The organism is Pseudomonas sp. T1.Ur (genome assembly GCF_023516725.1).
Lineage (GTDB): Bacteria > Pseudomonadota > Gammaproteobacteria > Pseudomonadales > Pseudomonadaceae > Aquipseudomonas > Aquipseudomonas alvandae.
Genome location: NZ_JAMGSN010000001.1, coordinates 60,236 through 74,587, shown reverse-complemented (window position 1 = coordinate 74,587; position 14,352 = coordinate 60,236). Strand labels below are relative to the sequence as shown.

Annotated in this window: 11 protein-coding genes; all 11 read right to left on the bottom strand. The window is 63.4% G+C overall.

Annotated features, from left to right (window positions below):
• Positions 1-7: 7 nt before the first annotated feature.
• Positions 8-709: a DUF1190 domain-containing protein gene (locus M8Q45_RS00375; RefSeq protein ID WP_249873166.1), complete on the bottom strand. Its 702-nt coding sequence runs from the start codon at positions 707-709 to the stop codon at positions 8-10.
• A 19-nt stretch (positions 710-728) separates the two neighbouring features.
• A complete protein-coding gene (locus M8Q45_RS00370; protein WP_030140438.1) occupies positions 729-1,157 on the bottom strand; it encodes a DUF350 domain-containing protein in 429 nt (142 codons plus the stop codon).
• A gap of 15 nt (positions 1,158-1,172) precedes the next feature.
• Positions 1,173-1,829 carry a DUF2491 family protein gene (locus tag M8Q45_RS00365; protein WP_249873165.1) on the bottom strand — a complete coding sequence of 219 codons (657 nt, stop codon included), beginning with the start codon at positions 1,827-1,829 and terminating at the stop codon, positions 1,173-1,175.
• The gene (locus M8Q45_RS00360) at positions 1,816-2,850 is read right to left on the bottom strand and encodes an ion channel (protein WP_249873164.1); all 1,035 of its coding nucleotides are present in this window, start codon (positions 2,848-2,850) and stop codon (positions 1,816-1,818) included. The genes M8Q45_RS00365 and M8Q45_RS00360 overlap by 14 nt, the downstream gene beginning before the upstream one ends.
• A gap of 461 nt (positions 2,851-3,311) precedes the next feature.
• Positions 3,312-4,010, bottom strand: coding sequence for a PspA/IM30 family protein (locus tag M8Q45_RS00355; RefSeq protein WP_039594249.1), 699 nt, complete (start codon positions 4,008-4,010; stop codon positions 3,312-3,314).
• A 22-nt stretch (positions 4,011-4,032) separates the two neighbouring features.
• A complete protein-coding gene (locus tag M8Q45_RS00350) occupies positions 4,033-4,614 on the bottom strand; it encodes a YjfI family protein (protein ID WP_198796680.1) in 582 nt (193 codons plus the stop codon).
• Positions 4,615-4,972: 358 nt separating this feature from the next.
• Complete coding sequence (locus M8Q45_RS00345) at positions 4,973-5,806, bottom strand: YfaP family protein (RefSeq protein ID WP_249873163.1); 834 nt, start codon at positions 5,804-5,806, stop codon at positions 4,973-4,975.
• A 3-nt stretch (positions 5,807-5,809) separates the two neighbouring features.
• Positions 5,810-7,429 carry a DUF2300 domain-containing protein gene (locus tag M8Q45_RS00340; RefSeq protein ID WP_249873162.1) on the bottom strand — a complete coding sequence of 540 codons (1,620 nt, stop codon included), beginning with the start codon at positions 7,427-7,429 and terminating at the stop codon, positions 5,810-5,812.
• 1 nt (position 7,430) lies between these two features.
• Positions 7,431-11,999, bottom strand: coding sequence for an alpha-2-macroglobulin family protein (locus tag M8Q45_RS00335; protein ID WP_249877245.1), 4,569 nt, complete (start codon positions 11,997-11,999; stop codon positions 7,431-7,433).
• A complete protein-coding gene (locus M8Q45_RS00330) occupies positions 11,996-12,655 on the bottom strand; it encodes a DUF1175 domain-containing protein (protein ID WP_249873161.1) in 660 nt (219 codons plus the stop codon). Before M8Q45_RS00330 ends, M8Q45_RS00335 begins: the two co-directional genes overlap by 4 nt.
• Entirely contained in the window at positions 12,640-14,349 is a 1,710-nt protein-coding gene (locus tag M8Q45_RS00325; protein WP_249873160.1) for a DUF2138 domain-containing protein, read from the bottom strand. The genes M8Q45_RS00330 and M8Q45_RS00325 overlap by 16 nt, the downstream gene beginning before the upstream one ends.
• Positions 14,350-14,352 lie beyond the last annotated feature (3 nt).

Sequence of the window (14,352 nt, the reverse complement as noted above, 5' to 3'; positions counted from 1 at the left end):
TGGTTCCTCAACCGCCGGAGCTGCTGGAACCGCCCCAACCGCTGCGGGCGCTGGAGCTGCTGCCGAAACCACCACGGGACGTGGAGGACGAGACGGACATCGCCTTGCTGCTCTTGATGGAGTCGGTGTAGCTGCCGTACCGCGCCTGGTTGGACTTGTTGAAGGTCGAACCTCTCGACACTCGCTGGCTGAGCGTCGAAGACCCGAAGTCGCCCCGGTCATCGCGGTAGCGGTAGACCGGCTCGGAGTAATAGCTGTTGCGGTTGCTGCTCAACATGTTGCCGATCAGCATGCCCGTCAGCAGGTTGCCGAAGCCTGAACCACCGACGTTCGCTTCCGACACCGGCAATTGGGCCCGGGCGGCGTCGACCTGGGATTGCGTGACTTCGCCATCGGCGCTCAGCTCGAAACCCCCGAGCTTGGGGATGAACTTGCCGGCCGAGTCCTGCTGGCACCAATCCGGGACAAAGTCGGCATCGCAATCAGCCTGGCTATCGTAGGTCGGCGCGATGCGACGGTGCTCGGCCATGGCGGTCATGTAGGCGTCGGCGCAGATGTCCACCGGCAGCTTTTCATCGACACATTGCTGGACGGACTGGAAGTTGTACTTCTTCTGCAACTTGTAGGTTTTTTCCGTTGGCCCGCAGCCGGATATCGCCAGGGCGACCGATGCAGCCAGCGAAAGCTGGACGTACTTGCTTCGTTTCATCGGGATCTCCGTGGCGCGATCAGTTCGTGGAAGGCGTCATGCACGCGGCATTCAACATGCCGACGCTGATGGCCACGGCGGCGATGTAGATACCAGCGGCGATTTCACCGTTCTTGATGCGCGCCGAAGCGCCCTTGAGCACCAGGCTGGTCACCAGGAACGCCAGCAACTGGACGACCGCGGCGATCACCGCCCAGACGACGAAGTCCAGCATGTTGATCGAGTAGGCAATCACGTTACTGGCCGGAATGGCGAAACCAATGACGGCACCGCCCAGGGCGATGGCCGCGGCCACGTTGCCCGAACGGATCAGTTCGAATTCCTTGTGCGGCGTGACACGGGTGTAGATGAACTGGAACAGCGCGAACAGCACGGCGGCGCCGAGGATGTACATGACAAAGCCGAGCACGGCGGCTTTGTTCAGGGAAATGGAGAGCGCTTCAAGCATGGACTTCTTCCTTATTCAAAAAGTGTTCAGATCAGTGGTGTACAGGGAAATACCCAGCGAAGTGCTCAGGCTGACGGTGCCTTCGGCGTCCTCTTCGACGGAAAACAGCAAGAACTCCCGGCGATCCGTCAGGCCGGTGTCGCGGGCGTACAGCATCGAACGGTGTTCGACGTTGTAGGACTCGTCCGGATTGCTCACGCGCTCGTTCAACACCACCAGCTCCGTCTGTCCCGCCTCGGTGCCCCATTCGCGGGTGTATTCGACGCCGTCGTGGGTGTAGGTCGGCAGGCCGATCAGGCTTTCGGGACCGGCGAGGCGACGCAACTCTGCCTCACTGTTGATCGTGACGTAGCTGAGGTAGTTGAACAGGATCACCGACTCGACCTGCCCGGCGACGTCACCGCTGGTGTGCACCTGCAACCAGTAGTCCTCGTCGTTCATGTAGGCGCGCGACAGCCAGTTCGACTGCCCGAGGTCGACGATGCCCAGGCTCCAGATCTGCTGGTTGGCCGGGATCACCACGGCGCTGTTGCCGTCGAGCAGCAATTTGAGCGTGGCATCGAACATGACCTGCTTGCCGGAGGCCAGGCCCAGCGGCCCAACGATAGGCGCGCTGGCTGTCGTGTTCGCGTTCGGGGCCTCAAGCCCCATCAACTGTTTAAACCACCCCATGGGAAATGTCCTTGAGACGCGTGGAAGCGATGTAGAAAAGTTCGCCGCCCATGACGTGGGTGGCGCCAGGCGGGTTGATCGATGGATGTCGGGCGCCCTTTGCGCGGTAACCGATCAGCGTCGCGTTGTGCTGCTCCTTCAACCGGGTATAGAGGTCGCCGAAGGTCGCTTCGAACGCCTCGGGCAGTTTCATCAGGTACTGGGTGGCGCCTTGGCCTACGCAGAGCAATTCGTTGATGACCACGGACGAGCCCGGGTCCTGGGAAGCACGCACCAGCATTTCGATCGCCATGCTCGAGGTGCACTCCAGGCTCGGCGCGTAGGCGCTGGCGAGGGCGGCCACTTCGCTGTCATTGAAATGGGCGACCACATGCCCGACAGGCCCCAGTCGATTGACCGCCAGCACGGTGGCCAGGGTCAGGTCGTCGGAATGGGTGCGCACCAACACGCGTTCGGCGCCCGGCACGCCGGCACGTTGCAACAACGCGACGGAGGACAGGCTGTCGCCCCTGATGTACGTGGCCTTGCCGGGCATGGGGTTTTCTTCGAGATCGCAATCGCAGATGACGATCAGGTTGTCATTGGACGTTTCGTCCTGCAGCAGCAGTTCAATGACCCGCTCGCTGGAAGCACCTTCCCAACCGATCAGAACCGTGTGACCGCTCTTACCGGTGAAATCGCCTTTGCCCTTCATGCCTTTTCTCCATACATCGATGACGCTGCTGGTGGTTTTGCCGATGACCGTCGTCAACAGGGCAATGCCCCCGAGCATGATCCAGGTCGCCACGAAAATTCGCCCGGCGGATGTCTGCGGCAACAGATCGCCATAGCCGACGGTGAGCGTGGTGGTGAGATAGAAGTAGATAAACGTGGCGGCGGTGATGAGGTGCTGCTCGCCCAGCAGCACCAGGCCGATCCAGGCGATGGAAAGGTGTACGCCCAACGCAATGGCCAGCCCCGCCCAACCGAAGCGATGGAAAAAGGACGACGCGTAAGTGCGCAACAAAAGGAAAATCGACATTTCGTCCCTGACTCCGTGGGGCTTGGTTCCTGGCGGGCTAATCGCTCTGTCATCCGAGTGCCCGAGCGTAGTGGCCGGACAGCATTAAACCTGCTGTGGGACTTGGAGAGAAGTACCTGCACCACAATTAAATCCATGGCGTGCCGGACACCGCCGTGGCGAGGAAGCTTGCTCCCGCTGATCCGTCGGAACCCTGTGCGGAACTCATAGGCGCTGCGCAGGAGCCGCGCAGGAGCCGCGCAGAACTGCGTAGGAGCTGCGTAGGAGCTGCGTAGGAGCTGCGTAGGAGCTGCCGAGTGAAACGAGGCTGCGATCTTTCCAAAGACACTTGAATCTCAAGCGAAAGATCAAGATCAAGATCAAGATCAAGATCAAGATCAAGATCAAAAGATCGCAGGCTTCGCCAGCTCCTACAGAGCCCAGCGGGAGCAAGCTCCCTGGGGTCGGTGTGTACGAACCGATTACTCAGCCGATTTTTTCTTCAGCCGCTCCAGGATCGCATTGGCGCTGCCTTCGTTCGGCGTGATGCCCGCATCGCGCAGCTTGCGCTCCAGGTCGGAGCCGGTCGAAGCCTCGGCCAGTTCGTCCTGGGCTTGCAGTTCAGCGGCACGTTGTTGTTGCTTGGCCTGCAGGCGGTTGAGGGTTCCGACGGCGGTTTCCAACTTGCCATTGGCGCCGCCGCTGGCGATCGAGGCGCTGACCTGGGCCTTCTGCACGCTTTCCCGGGCCTTGGCCATGTCCACTTGCTGGCGCAGGCTCTTGATCCGGCTTTCGGCCTTGGTGATGTCCTTGCGCATGTTGTCCGCGTAGCCACCGAACTCGGTCGCGTGCTTTTGCTCGGCGTCCAGTTCGTTGGTCAGGGTCGAAATGGCTTCGGCCACTTCCAGCGCCAGGTCTTCGCGGTTGGCCTGGATCGCGGCCAGGGCCTTGGCTTCCAGGTCCTTGATCTTGGCGTTGTATTCAGCGACGCGATCGGTCGCCAGCTTGTGCTTGGCCATGATGGTGACCAGCTCACGCTTGGCGTTGGCCAGCGCCGTGTCGGCATCGCGGATTTCCTGGTCGAGGATGCGCAGGGCTTGCTGGTCGACGATCGATTCGCCGACTTCGTTGGCACCGCCACGCAGTGCGGTGAACAACTTGCTCCAGATGGACTGAGTCATGGGAGGGTTCCTATTCGGCGAATTAAATGAAGAAGCGTTCGAAGGCTTCGCTGGCGCGCTGGACGTTGTCGACGAGGGTTTTGACCTCGGTGACGACGTTGGTCAGGCTGGAACCGGCGCTCAGGGAGCCGAACATGTTGTAGACGACCTGCCCGTTGGGCATGGACTCGATGCCGATGGACGACAGCGGGAACATTTCCCGGCTGCGCAACACGGCGTCGTTGAAGGCCGCGACGTCGTTGATCGACTCGACATCCACCAGCACGGTATCGACGATGATCTGGTCGCCGACCACGGCGATGTAGATCGGCAAGCCACCGAAGTCATTCATTTCCAACTTGATGCTGGACTCGGCACCTTGGACGAGGGAGAGGGTGATGTCGTTCGCGACCACTTCGTCCAGGGCCTGAAGGGCGCTGTAGAGGCGATCGATATTCCAGTTGTTACCTGCGCTCATGTAATCCTCCGACATGAATGGGCCAGCCAGAATCGGTTGGCGTAGCTGTTTCTCCATTTGCTTGAGCAGGCTTCGGTTTTCAGGAAGCACCCAAGTCTCGTGTTTCACATACCCGGCGGCACTCAGGCCCGCGCGCATCTGCTTCATGTAGAAGCTCGACGGCTTTTTCGCGGAGGGTTTGGCGCGCTCTCCCGTGCGGCTCGCTGAATCGGTCACAGACCCGTCATCTGGGTCCGATGGAGAGCTGGTTGACATGGTACTGACCCCACTGTGAAAAACTCACGCGTGAGAAACACTACAGGCAACCTGGCGGTCTCACAATGCTCACGCGTGAGATTTTTTGTCACGAATGCAGACAAACTGTTACTGGCTCACTCCTGAGCTATGTAGGAGCTGGCGAAGCCTGCGATCCTTTGATCTTTTGCCTCAACTCAATCGGCTGTGAAAAGATCGCAGCCTCGCTTCGCTCGACAGCGCCTACAGGGCCCTGCGGGTGCCATAGGGTTTATGGGTAGCTGAAGCTCTTGACCAACGTCAGCTCGCCCACCGCGCGCATTGGCACCACGAAGGTCTCCATCTTCTCGCTCGGCGTGCCTTCTTCGGTGATGACGGTGACTTTCGCCGTGGTCAGGGCTTGTTGCGCTTGCTCGACCTGTTCGCCGTCACCCTCTTCATCCTCATCACTGCGGTACCCGCCGCCGTAGTAGTTCACATACACCAGGTACTGGCCTTTGATCGGCGCGGGCATGGCGAAGATTTCCGGGCCGTAGCCGGTGGTGACGTCGACGTCGAGGGCGGCGCCGTTGGGGGCGGCGCGGTCGCCGTACCAGATGTGGGCGCCGTCAGGCGTCACGAGGTGCAGGTCCAGGTCGGTGCCGTCACTGTCCCAGGTCAGCAGAACCCGCAGCTTGGCCGGCGTGGCGCCGCCGCTGGTGTTGAGGAATTGCGTGCGGTGGCGCTGCTGGCCATCGGCACTGCGCACTTCGACGCTGTTGCTGCCATTGGGGAACGAGAACGGCCGATCAAAGCGACCTTCCTCGTCAACCTTCAACGGCAGGCTTACGCCGTTGACGATGAGCTGACCCGGCTCGCCGGTATCCTTCGGCGTGCCTTTGATCTGGCCGCTGATGCGCGCCGTGTTCGCCTGGCCCGGCGGCGTGTTGACCGACGAGGCCGGGTAATTGACGGTTTGGCTGAAACTTTCGTCTTCACCGCCCGGCGCACCGCTGCGCCAGCCGCCAATGGGGGTGTCGAGCTTGATGGAGTCGGCAGCCATGGCCGGTGATAACGCGGTCAGGGCGCAGAGCAACAGCAAGACCTGTGGATAACGGAGTGTCATGGTCTATTCCAGCAAGAGGTGACGGGCGAGCCCTTCGATGTAGGTTTCGTCCTGGCCATTGGGGTGAGCCTCAAAGGCCAGGTGCAGATATTCATGGGTCAGGTCGAGGCGGTCTTGCAGCGACAGCACGCCGCGCACGTAGATGCGCTGGCGCTCTCGGTCGACATACGGCCGGCCGAAGGCGACGCGGCAGACCGCGAAGGCGCTGATTTCGTTGTAGCCGACTTCGCTTTCCAACCGCTCACGCCAACCACGTCGCTGCTTCAGCAGCCACGCCTGGGCGGCAGGCAGTGCTTCGCAGGACGCCACCGGATTGTCCCAACGGCTGAGGCTGGCGCGCGGGTAGGCATGCAGCAAGATCGCGTCGTAGCGCTGGCCGCCGTTGGCTTGCTCGACGGCCTGGGCCCAGGACAACTTGTCCGGGCCGGGTTGATCGGAGTGATACGTCACATCGGTGCCGGCCAGGACCAGGTCGCTGGTCCACGCGGCAATCGCTCGGGTTTCAGGCGCCGCCGGACGCGGCGCGACGCGCTGGCGATGGCTGCTGTCGTCGATGCTCAGGCAATCGCCGTTGCGCTGGGCGTTTTGCAACAGGTAGGTGCGGATCGCCACGGCCAATGCCTTGGCCGCTTCGGCGGGTTCGGCCTTGGCTTCGCGCTGCAGGACCCGAGCGACGTATTCTTCCCGGTCCAACCGCGCGACCAGTTTGCCAGGCAGCAGGAACAGTTCGCCGTCGCTGTGGATATCCAGCTGGTTGCCGTTGCTGAACTCGACGCGGTAGTCGCCGCGCAGTTGTCCCGGCGCGGCTGGACGCTCACCGGACATCACCCCTTGCAAGGGATAGCGGGCAAACAATCCCACTTCCACGCAACGCCCGGTTTCCGCCGGCCAACGGGATGGCAGTGCCGTGGCCAAGCCATCGCCATATTGCTTCAAGACCTGCTGGCTGGTACCGCGTCCACCAGCCCAGACGGGCGTGCCGTCGACCAGCCAACCGGCGAAACCGCCCTGGCGCGACGAAGGCCCTTGATCGCCCAGCCAGCTCCAGGTCTTGACCCGCAGGCGACCGCCCAACTGACCGACCAACCGACCATCCGCCGCGCCAAGCACCACGTCGAGCAACACCCGGCGAGCCTGATCCTGGGCCGGCAGCGTCGCCAGCGCCTTGAGCAGCTCTGCCACGGGCACCTGGGTTTGCGGCTGCAAGGCCGGCAAGTCCAGCAACCATTTCGGCGCCTGCCGCGCTTGCCAGTAATCCCGCCAGCCAGGCACAGACAGCCCGAGCCGCTGGGGCTCGAAATACAAACCACAGGACTTCACCAGTGCCTGGTCGCGGCCAATGCTCTGCCCGGCGTTGCAGCAGTAGACTTCTTCTTTCGATTCGCCCCGGCACTCATAAGCCGGCTCGCGGGCATCGGTGTCCACCAGCCAGGCGTAGACGAAGAGTTTCCACACGCTACCCAGCGGTGCCTGCAACGAGTCGGGCAACGGCTGGTGGTCCAGCACCTGGGTCTGGCTTACGCGCAACAGTTGACCGTCGAAGGCCAGGCGCAGCGGCTCCTCCTGCGCTGTCGCCAGCGCAGGAATCAAGCACAACCACCACCAGCCCCAACGCCTGCGCATGTCAGTCGACCGTCACCTGACCGAGCGCCGGTTTCTGTTCGCGGGCCTGGTTCTGTGGCGCGTAGACCTGAGTGAAGCGCACCGGCGGCAAGCTGAACTGCCCCTTCTGGGAGAAACGCACCAAGTGCCGCAGGCGCAGCTCGCCACTGAGGGCGTCCACCGGCACCGCGTATGCCATCTGGCCCGGCTCGAAGCGGGCCTTCTCCAGGGACGTCGGCTCGCTGTCGGCCTTGCCCATCAATTGGATGCCCCAGGTGGTGCGTTCCACATCGGCGCCCGGCGGCAGCGGCACTTCGAGCATGCCGTAGCGCAGCGGCGTCGCGGCCTTGCTGTTGATGATCACTTCATCCAGATAGAGGGCGTCACTGGACAACGGCTTGTTGCCCACGGCTTCAAGCTTGAAGGTGAACGCCTCGTCGCCCGGCACCAGGCGCGACAGGCGCCGGGTGATGGACACGGCCATCGGCGCCACGGGGGCTTGCTGGCTCTGGAAGCTCAACGCCGCTTGCAATGGACGCTCCTGGGCGCCGGTCAGGGTCAGCTGCGTTGGAAGCTGCGCGCCCTGCCATTGCCAGTAGGTTTCGCCGGTCGCGCCTTGCTTGGCTTTCCAACCTTCGCCCGGCGCCAGGGCCACGGCCGGCGCGGCCTGTTCGATGCTGCGCTGCAGCCAGGTCAGGGCCAGGGCGCGCTCCAGGGTGGACTGCTGCGGCAGCACGCGCTCCAGCAATGCGCTGGCGCGAGCCTGATCGAAGCCTTGCACCGACAACAACAGGGCCTCGACGAACGGCTGGGAGCTCAGTTCCAGTTGCTGTTGCGCGGCGTCGGCCTGACGGCTGAACGCTGCCGGCAGCGGCACTTTCGCCTGCTTGGCGAGGGACGCGGTCAGCACTCGGGCGCTGGCCAGGCCAAGGGCCGAATCCGGCGCGTACATGACCAGGCTGTCCTCGCCGCTGTCCAGCACGCTCTCGGTGCTGTCTTCACTGGCCTTGGCCAGATCATCCATCAGACCGCTGAGCAAAGTGTTCACCGGCAATTGCATCTGCTTGGCGAACGACAGGATCAACGCCCGTTGCAACAGCGGTGTATCGCCTGCCTGCTTGGCATAGACCTCCAGCACCCGCTGCCAGTGTTCCGGCGGCAGGTTCAGGTCCAGGGCCTTGCTGGCGTTCCAGTCGGCGTAATAGGCATAGGCAGTGAGGAACGCGTCCGGCTCGCCGTCCTGGCCCCACCAGGTGAAACTCGCCGAAGGCCCGGCCATCTGCACCAGGCGCAGGCGGCTGTTTTGCATGATCAACCGCAAGCGGTCGCGGATCTGCGGGTTCGACGCCAGCGTCGGATACGCGATGCTCAACGGCAGCAGGCGGCTGGCGGTTTGCTCGACGCCGCCATACGGATAGCCGAGCAGGTCGTCCAGGGCCGAACGGAACAGCGCTTGCGGGCTGTCATCCAGGCGCAGGCGGATATCGCTGGCGTCCGCCGGCAAGTTCAGTGGTGTGTCGCCGCTGGCCACGTCGAGGCGTTGGCTCTGGGTGACTTGCCAACCGTTGCCGCTGGCATTGAGGTGCATCGCCAGGGCGTCCTGGGTCTCACCGTTCAACTGCAACTGGACGGTCAGGTCGCCGTCGCTCAAGGCCATGGCTGGCAGCGCGACGTAGTTGATGCCGTTCTTCAGGTCCGCCACCACGCGCTGTTCGGCGCCGGCGTAACGGATCAGCAACTCGGCCTTCAACGGTTTCTCGGACTGGCTGAAAGCGAACAGGCCCAGTTGCGGCTTGTCGCCCGTGCGGAAGCGGGTCGGGCCGCTCCACTTCAGGTACAGCGGTTTTTCCGAGGCGATGAACTGTTTCTTCTGGCCGACTTGGCCATCGTCGGCGATCGCCTTGGCGGTGATGCGCCAGCGGGTCAACGAGTCCGGCATCTTGAAGGTAAAGCGGGCCTTGCCGTTGGCGTCGGTGACCAGCTCCGGTTGCCAGGCGGCGGTGTCGACGTCTTCGCGACGCGGCCGCTCCAGCACCTTGACCCCACGCTCGCTGCGGTTGGCCTTGCCCGGCGCGCCGGGGCTGCCCGGCAGCGCCACGTCGTAGCTGATGAACGACAGGCTGGCGCTGGTGCGCACGTTGTTGCGGCGCGGGTGATAGAAGAACTGGTCGATGGTCGGCGCGACTTCCGGTTGCAGCGCATAGACCATTTCATCGACAACGCTGACGGTCAGGTGCGCGGGAATCGCCTTGCCGGCGAATTGGGTGCCCAGGTCGACGGTCACCGTGTCGCCGGGGCGATAGGTGGCTTTGTCGGTGGTGATCGCGACGTCGATCTGCGGTGTAATGACCTTGATGCCGGCGTTCTGGAAGCTGTATTGGCCGCCCTTGGTGTACAACACGGAGAAGGTCAGGTTCGGCGCGAAGTGATCCTTCACGGCAATGCGTGCGCGGTACTGGGTGTCGCTGAGTTTCTCCATTTTCAGCCAGCCGGCGCCTTTGGAGAGCATCGCGGTGGCCTCGACCTTGTCCCGCTCCAGCGACAACAGCGCATCGCTGACCGGTTCAGGGAAGGTGATCAGCGCCAGGGCTTCGTCACCGGTCTTGTATTCGGTTTTGTCGAGGACGATTTCGACCGTGCCCGGCACGGCCTTGATGCCTTCGCCCGTCACCGCATGGCTGGTCGCGCCGATGACTCGGCCATGATCATCCTTGAGCGTCAGGTTGTAGGTGCCGGGGCGGTCGAAGGTCAGGCTGAAGCCCTTGTCCTTGGCGGCCAGTTTGCCTTCGCCGGTGGTCTGGTCTTCCAGCCGCACCCAGCCATAGCTGCCCGGTGTCACGGCCTTGCTTTGTTCGTTGCCACCTTCGTTGGCGTAGCTGAACGCGACTTTCTCGCCGGCTGCGCTGAAACGGCGGGGCGCGCCCAGGCGGAAATTCGCCGCGCCGCGGTCGATGAGGATTTCCTTGGTGGTCTTGACCCGATACGCCGCGCCATCACTGGCGAACACGGTGAGGGTGTAGCGGCTCGGCTTGTCGGCGGCCGGCAGGTCGAGCGTGGCGTTGCCCTTGGCATCGGTGGTGACTTCACTGCTGGTCAGCTCGACCGGGAATTGCCCCAGGTATTGCAGCTCGTTATCGACCATCGACAGTTGCTGGGCGCGCAGGCTCAGGCTGACCTTGGCGTTCGCCACCGGTTTGCCGTCGGGGTACAGCAGCACCAGGCTGCCCTTGACCGGCTCGCCGGTGCGGTAGTCCTGCTTGGCCAGGTTCAGCGCGATCTCGAAGTGCGGCTTGATATATTCGGCTACGCGGAAGGCGCTGCTGTAGAGCTGGTCCTTGTAGCTGAAGCGCAGCTCGTAGCCACCGGCCACGGCGTTTTCCGGCAGTTGGAAACGGCCTTGGGTGCCGGCCTTGGAATCGAGCTTCAGGGCCAGGGTTTGCAGCGCGGTGCCGGTGGCATCGAGCACGCTGACGTTGACGTCGGCGGCGGTCGGTTGCACCGAATCACGGGCGTTCTTGAACTCACGGCCAACGATTTTCAGCGACACCCAATCCCCCGGCCGGTACAGCGGCCGATCGGTGAAGGCGTAGAGCTTGGTGTCGTAGATTTCGCTGTCGTAATAGAAGTTCTCGGAGACGAATACCCCGCCCTCCTCGTCTTCACCGATGACGAACGAACGCTCCGGGCTGACGTGCTTGAGGCGCAACAGGCCGTCTTCATCGGTGGCCCCGCTGCTCATCACGCCCAGGCCGTCGGTCCACAACACGTTCACCTTGGGCACCGAGCGCCCTTCATGCTTGCGTGCGGCCCAGACCAGCAGTTCGTCACCGGCGATCTTGCTCACGGCCACAGTGTTGGAGACGAAGACCATGGTGGTCGCGCGGTACTTGCCGATCAGCGCTTCCACCAGGTACAGGCCCGGCTTCAACTGGCCCAGCGGCACGTAGACGTTGCCCGGCGCGACGCTGACGAACTCGCTGGACGAACCGGCCAGGTTGACGCCCGCCGGCGGCTGGATCGGCTTGGCCTGCCACAGCGGGTAGCGGAACTGGCTGACCACCGGCAAACCGGGGATCAAGGCGAATTGCGCCGGTGCGTCGTACGGCGTCGGCGCGACCAGGGCGTCGCCGATCTTCAGCTCCGGCACTTCTTCGGTGACCTGCTGGCGGGACTCGTAGGAGAACGCCCGCTGCATCACCCGACGGGATTTGCGGTACCAGTTGTCCCACAGGTACGCCAGGGTGTTCGACAGGCCTTCGCCCTTGAACTGGCCGTCGCTGACCACGCGGTGCAGGTTCTTCTGGCGCTTGAGGAACTCCAGCGGTTTTTCGATCCGATAGACGCGGATATCAGCGCCGCCGTAGGGCTCCATGCGGAACCGACGGTAGTCGCGCCCCGGTGCCTCGAGGCGAACCATGGCTTGCTCGTCGCTGGCGAAGCTGCTGTCCGCCAGCAGGAAGAAGCTTTCACCGGACACCGGCGTATAGCCGCTGGGCTCCACGGTGTCTTCGGCATTCACCAGGGGCGCCAGCAACAGGGCGAACAGCAGGGGCAGTTTTGAACACAAGCGCAGCATGCGGGCACCGGTCATTGGGTGAGAAAGTTGAGTCGATAGACGCCGATGAAGTTGGGGTTGGCTGCGTCGGGTATCCATCGGGTGTCCTTCCAGTTCATGAGTTGTTGCAGGCTTGCGGAGCGCATGCCGTTGTCGGTTGGGGTGGTCGTGCCGGTGTGATAGGCGATGTAGCGGCCCATCCAGATCATCAGGTGCTGGTCGTCGCCCTGGTCGAAGAACATCAGGTCGCCGGGTCGGGCCTGGGTGACATCCCGGCCCACCAGGCGGCTGTTGAACTGGATCAGCTTGATCGCGTTGACGTAGGGCCCGACCTTGCCGCCGCCCTGCTGCCATTGCTGGGCGAGGCTGCGTTGCGCATCGCTGAGCGGCAGCTCCGGCGGCAGGTAGCGATTGGACAGGCCATTGCTGCGCAGCCATTTTTCATCGTGGATCTTCAGTGCTTCGTTGGCGGCGAAGCGCACCAGCCCGGCGCAATCCTGCTGATACCAGCGCGGGCTCGGGCCTTTGGTCAGTTGTTCCTGGGCGATGCGCACGAACCAGGCACGGAATACCTGGGACTGCTGCGCGTCCAGCGCCGGCGCCTCGACGGCAAGCGCAGGCCCGCCGAGCAGCAACGCCAGCAGCAACCCATACGCGCGGTGGCGGATCAGTCCTGTCACAGCGCTTTCCATTCCAGCGGCAGCCACTGCCAATGGCCGTCCGGCTCGCTGCCTGCTGGCAAGGTCAGGGCGTATTTGCCGTAGCCGCCAAGGGTGCGCAGTTTCGGGATCAGGTAGGTTTGCGCGGCGTTGTAGAACACCGGCTCCATGTCCTGGGGCAGGCTGTCGAGGGTTTCGCGCTGCATCAGTTGCGCCATGGAATCCGGGCCGAAGTAGACCGGCATCAGCAGGTCCTTGGGCACCACGTCGGCCATGGGCGGGAAGCGTTTGTCGAGGGTGCCGAGGGCCTTGTCGACCAACTTGTCATCCAGGGAGAACAGCAAGGTCGAACCGTGGCGTGCCAGGCTGACGCGCATGAACGCCTTGCCGGTGATCGCCTCGGGCTGCTGCGCTTCCTTGGCCGAATAAGGCCCGAAGTTGGAACTGACCTGGCGTTGCCATTGGTGCGTCGAACCTTCTTGCTTCTCCACCACCGGGAACGCGTGTTCGGCGACGTTGTTTTCATAGGCCCCGACCATCGAACCGAACAGGTTGCCCAGGTCGGCGTCGAGCTTGCCGTCGTCTTCGTTCAGGCTCGCCACCAGCAGCGGCGTGTACAGCCGGGAATCGGCGTACCAGCACAGGCCCGCCGCGCCCGCGACGTGATCGACCATGGCCTGGGCGGCTTTTTCCTCGGCGCCGAGCTTGACCAGCAACGGTTTCTGCTGCTCCGCGGCCAGGGGCAAGGCCACGCAGGCACTGGCGCCCATGGGCATGGCTTGCCAGATTGGCTTGAAGTCGAAATCCGGCTGGTTTTCCAACTCGTCCATGGCCAGGAAGCTGTGCCAGCCCTTGTCGTCCATGTCGAAGCGCAAGCCGGCGAAGTTCGGGATGAACCGCTGGTAGCCCATGGCGAGGACACTGGCGTTGACCGAGATGCGTTGCTTGACCTCCGGGGCCTTGGCCGTGAGGCCGAAGGCTTCGGGGAAGAGTTTTTCGCCGGCCAGCAGCGCCTCGAGGGCCTGGGTCGACACCATGCCCGCTTCATCGGTGGGGCCATTGCCCTTGTCGTAAAGCTTGGTCGGGTTGGACAGCACGACCAACTTGTCGCCATGGGAGGCGAAGACCAGGGATTTGCTCGCGTTATAGCTGAGCTGGTAGAGCGCAACGTCATCGCCGCTCACCTTCAAGTCACCCAGCTTGCTCAACTGGGTGTCATCCAGCGCGACTTTCGCCAGCGGCTCCAGCACCTTCGCCAGCCCGCCGCGATCCATCACCAGCAGGAAATCCTTGAGACGGCCATCCGCCCCGCGCCACAACGCCACGTCCGCCGGCTGGTCGAACAGCTGCTCGATCAGGCTGTCCTGCAGCTTGAGGTCATGCTCGTAGATGATCCGGCGCAGGCTGCCGATCAGGCCGAGGCGGTCGGCGTGGGCTTCGTAATAGAAGACGAAGTCCTCGGTGAGGGTGGCCTTGAGGAACGGCACCGCCAGGAGATCCTTGGGCAACTGGCTCAGGGAATGGGCCTCGATCAAGCCGTCGGGACGACTCACGCCGAGTTTTTCCAACGCCAGCTCCATGGGCGGCGCCTTGGGCTTGGTCATGAACCAGCCCAACCCGCCGGCCGCGCCGGCCACCAGGCACAGCCCGAGCAGAATCACCGGCCAGCGGCGTCCAGGTTTGGCGACAGGTGTCGGCGTGGTCGGGGAAGCAGTGTTGTCGCTCATATT

Coding starts and splice junctions, on each gene's coding strand:
- M8Q45_RS00330 (WP_249873161.1), bottom strand. CDS start 12,655: ATGGAAAGCGCTGTGACAGGACTGATCCGCCACCGCGCGTATGGGTTG.
- M8Q45_RS00370 (WP_030140438.1), bottom strand. CDS start 1,157: ATGCTTGAAGCGCTCTCCATTTCCCTGAACAAAGCCGCCGTGCTCGGC.
- M8Q45_RS00335 (WP_249877245.1), bottom strand. CDS start 11,999: ATGACCGGTGCCCGCATGCTGCGCTTGTGTTCAAAACTGCCCCTGCTG.
- M8Q45_RS00365 (WP_249873165.1), bottom strand. CDS start 1,829: ATGGGGTGGTTTAAACAGTTGATGGGGCTTGAGGCCCCGAACGCGAAC.
- M8Q45_RS00345 (WP_249873163.1), bottom strand. CDS start 5,806: ATGACACTCCGTTATCCACAGGTCTTGCTGTTGCTCTGCGCCCTGACC.
- M8Q45_RS00340 (WP_249873162.1), bottom strand. CDS start 7,429: ATGCGCAGGCGTTGGGGCTGGTGGTGGTTGTGCTTGATTCCTGCGCTG.
- M8Q45_RS00325 (WP_249873160.1), bottom strand. CDS start 14,349: ATGAGCGACAACACTGCTTCCCCGACCACGCCGACACCTGTCGCCAAA.
- M8Q45_RS00355 (WP_039594249.1), bottom strand. CDS start 4,010: ATGACTCAGTCCATCTGGAGCAAGTTGTTCACCGCACTGCGTGGCGGT.
- M8Q45_RS00350 (WP_198796680.1), bottom strand. CDS start 4,614: ATGAAGCAGATGCGCGCGGGCCTGAGTGCCGCCGGGTATGTGAAACAC.
- M8Q45_RS00360 (WP_249873164.1), bottom strand. CDS start 2,850: ATGTCGATTTTCCTTTTGTTGCGCACTTACGCGTCGTCCTTTTTCCAT.
- M8Q45_RS00375 (WP_249873166.1), bottom strand. CDS start 709: ATGAAACGAAGCAAGTACGTCCAGCTTTCGCTGGCTGCATCGGTCGCC.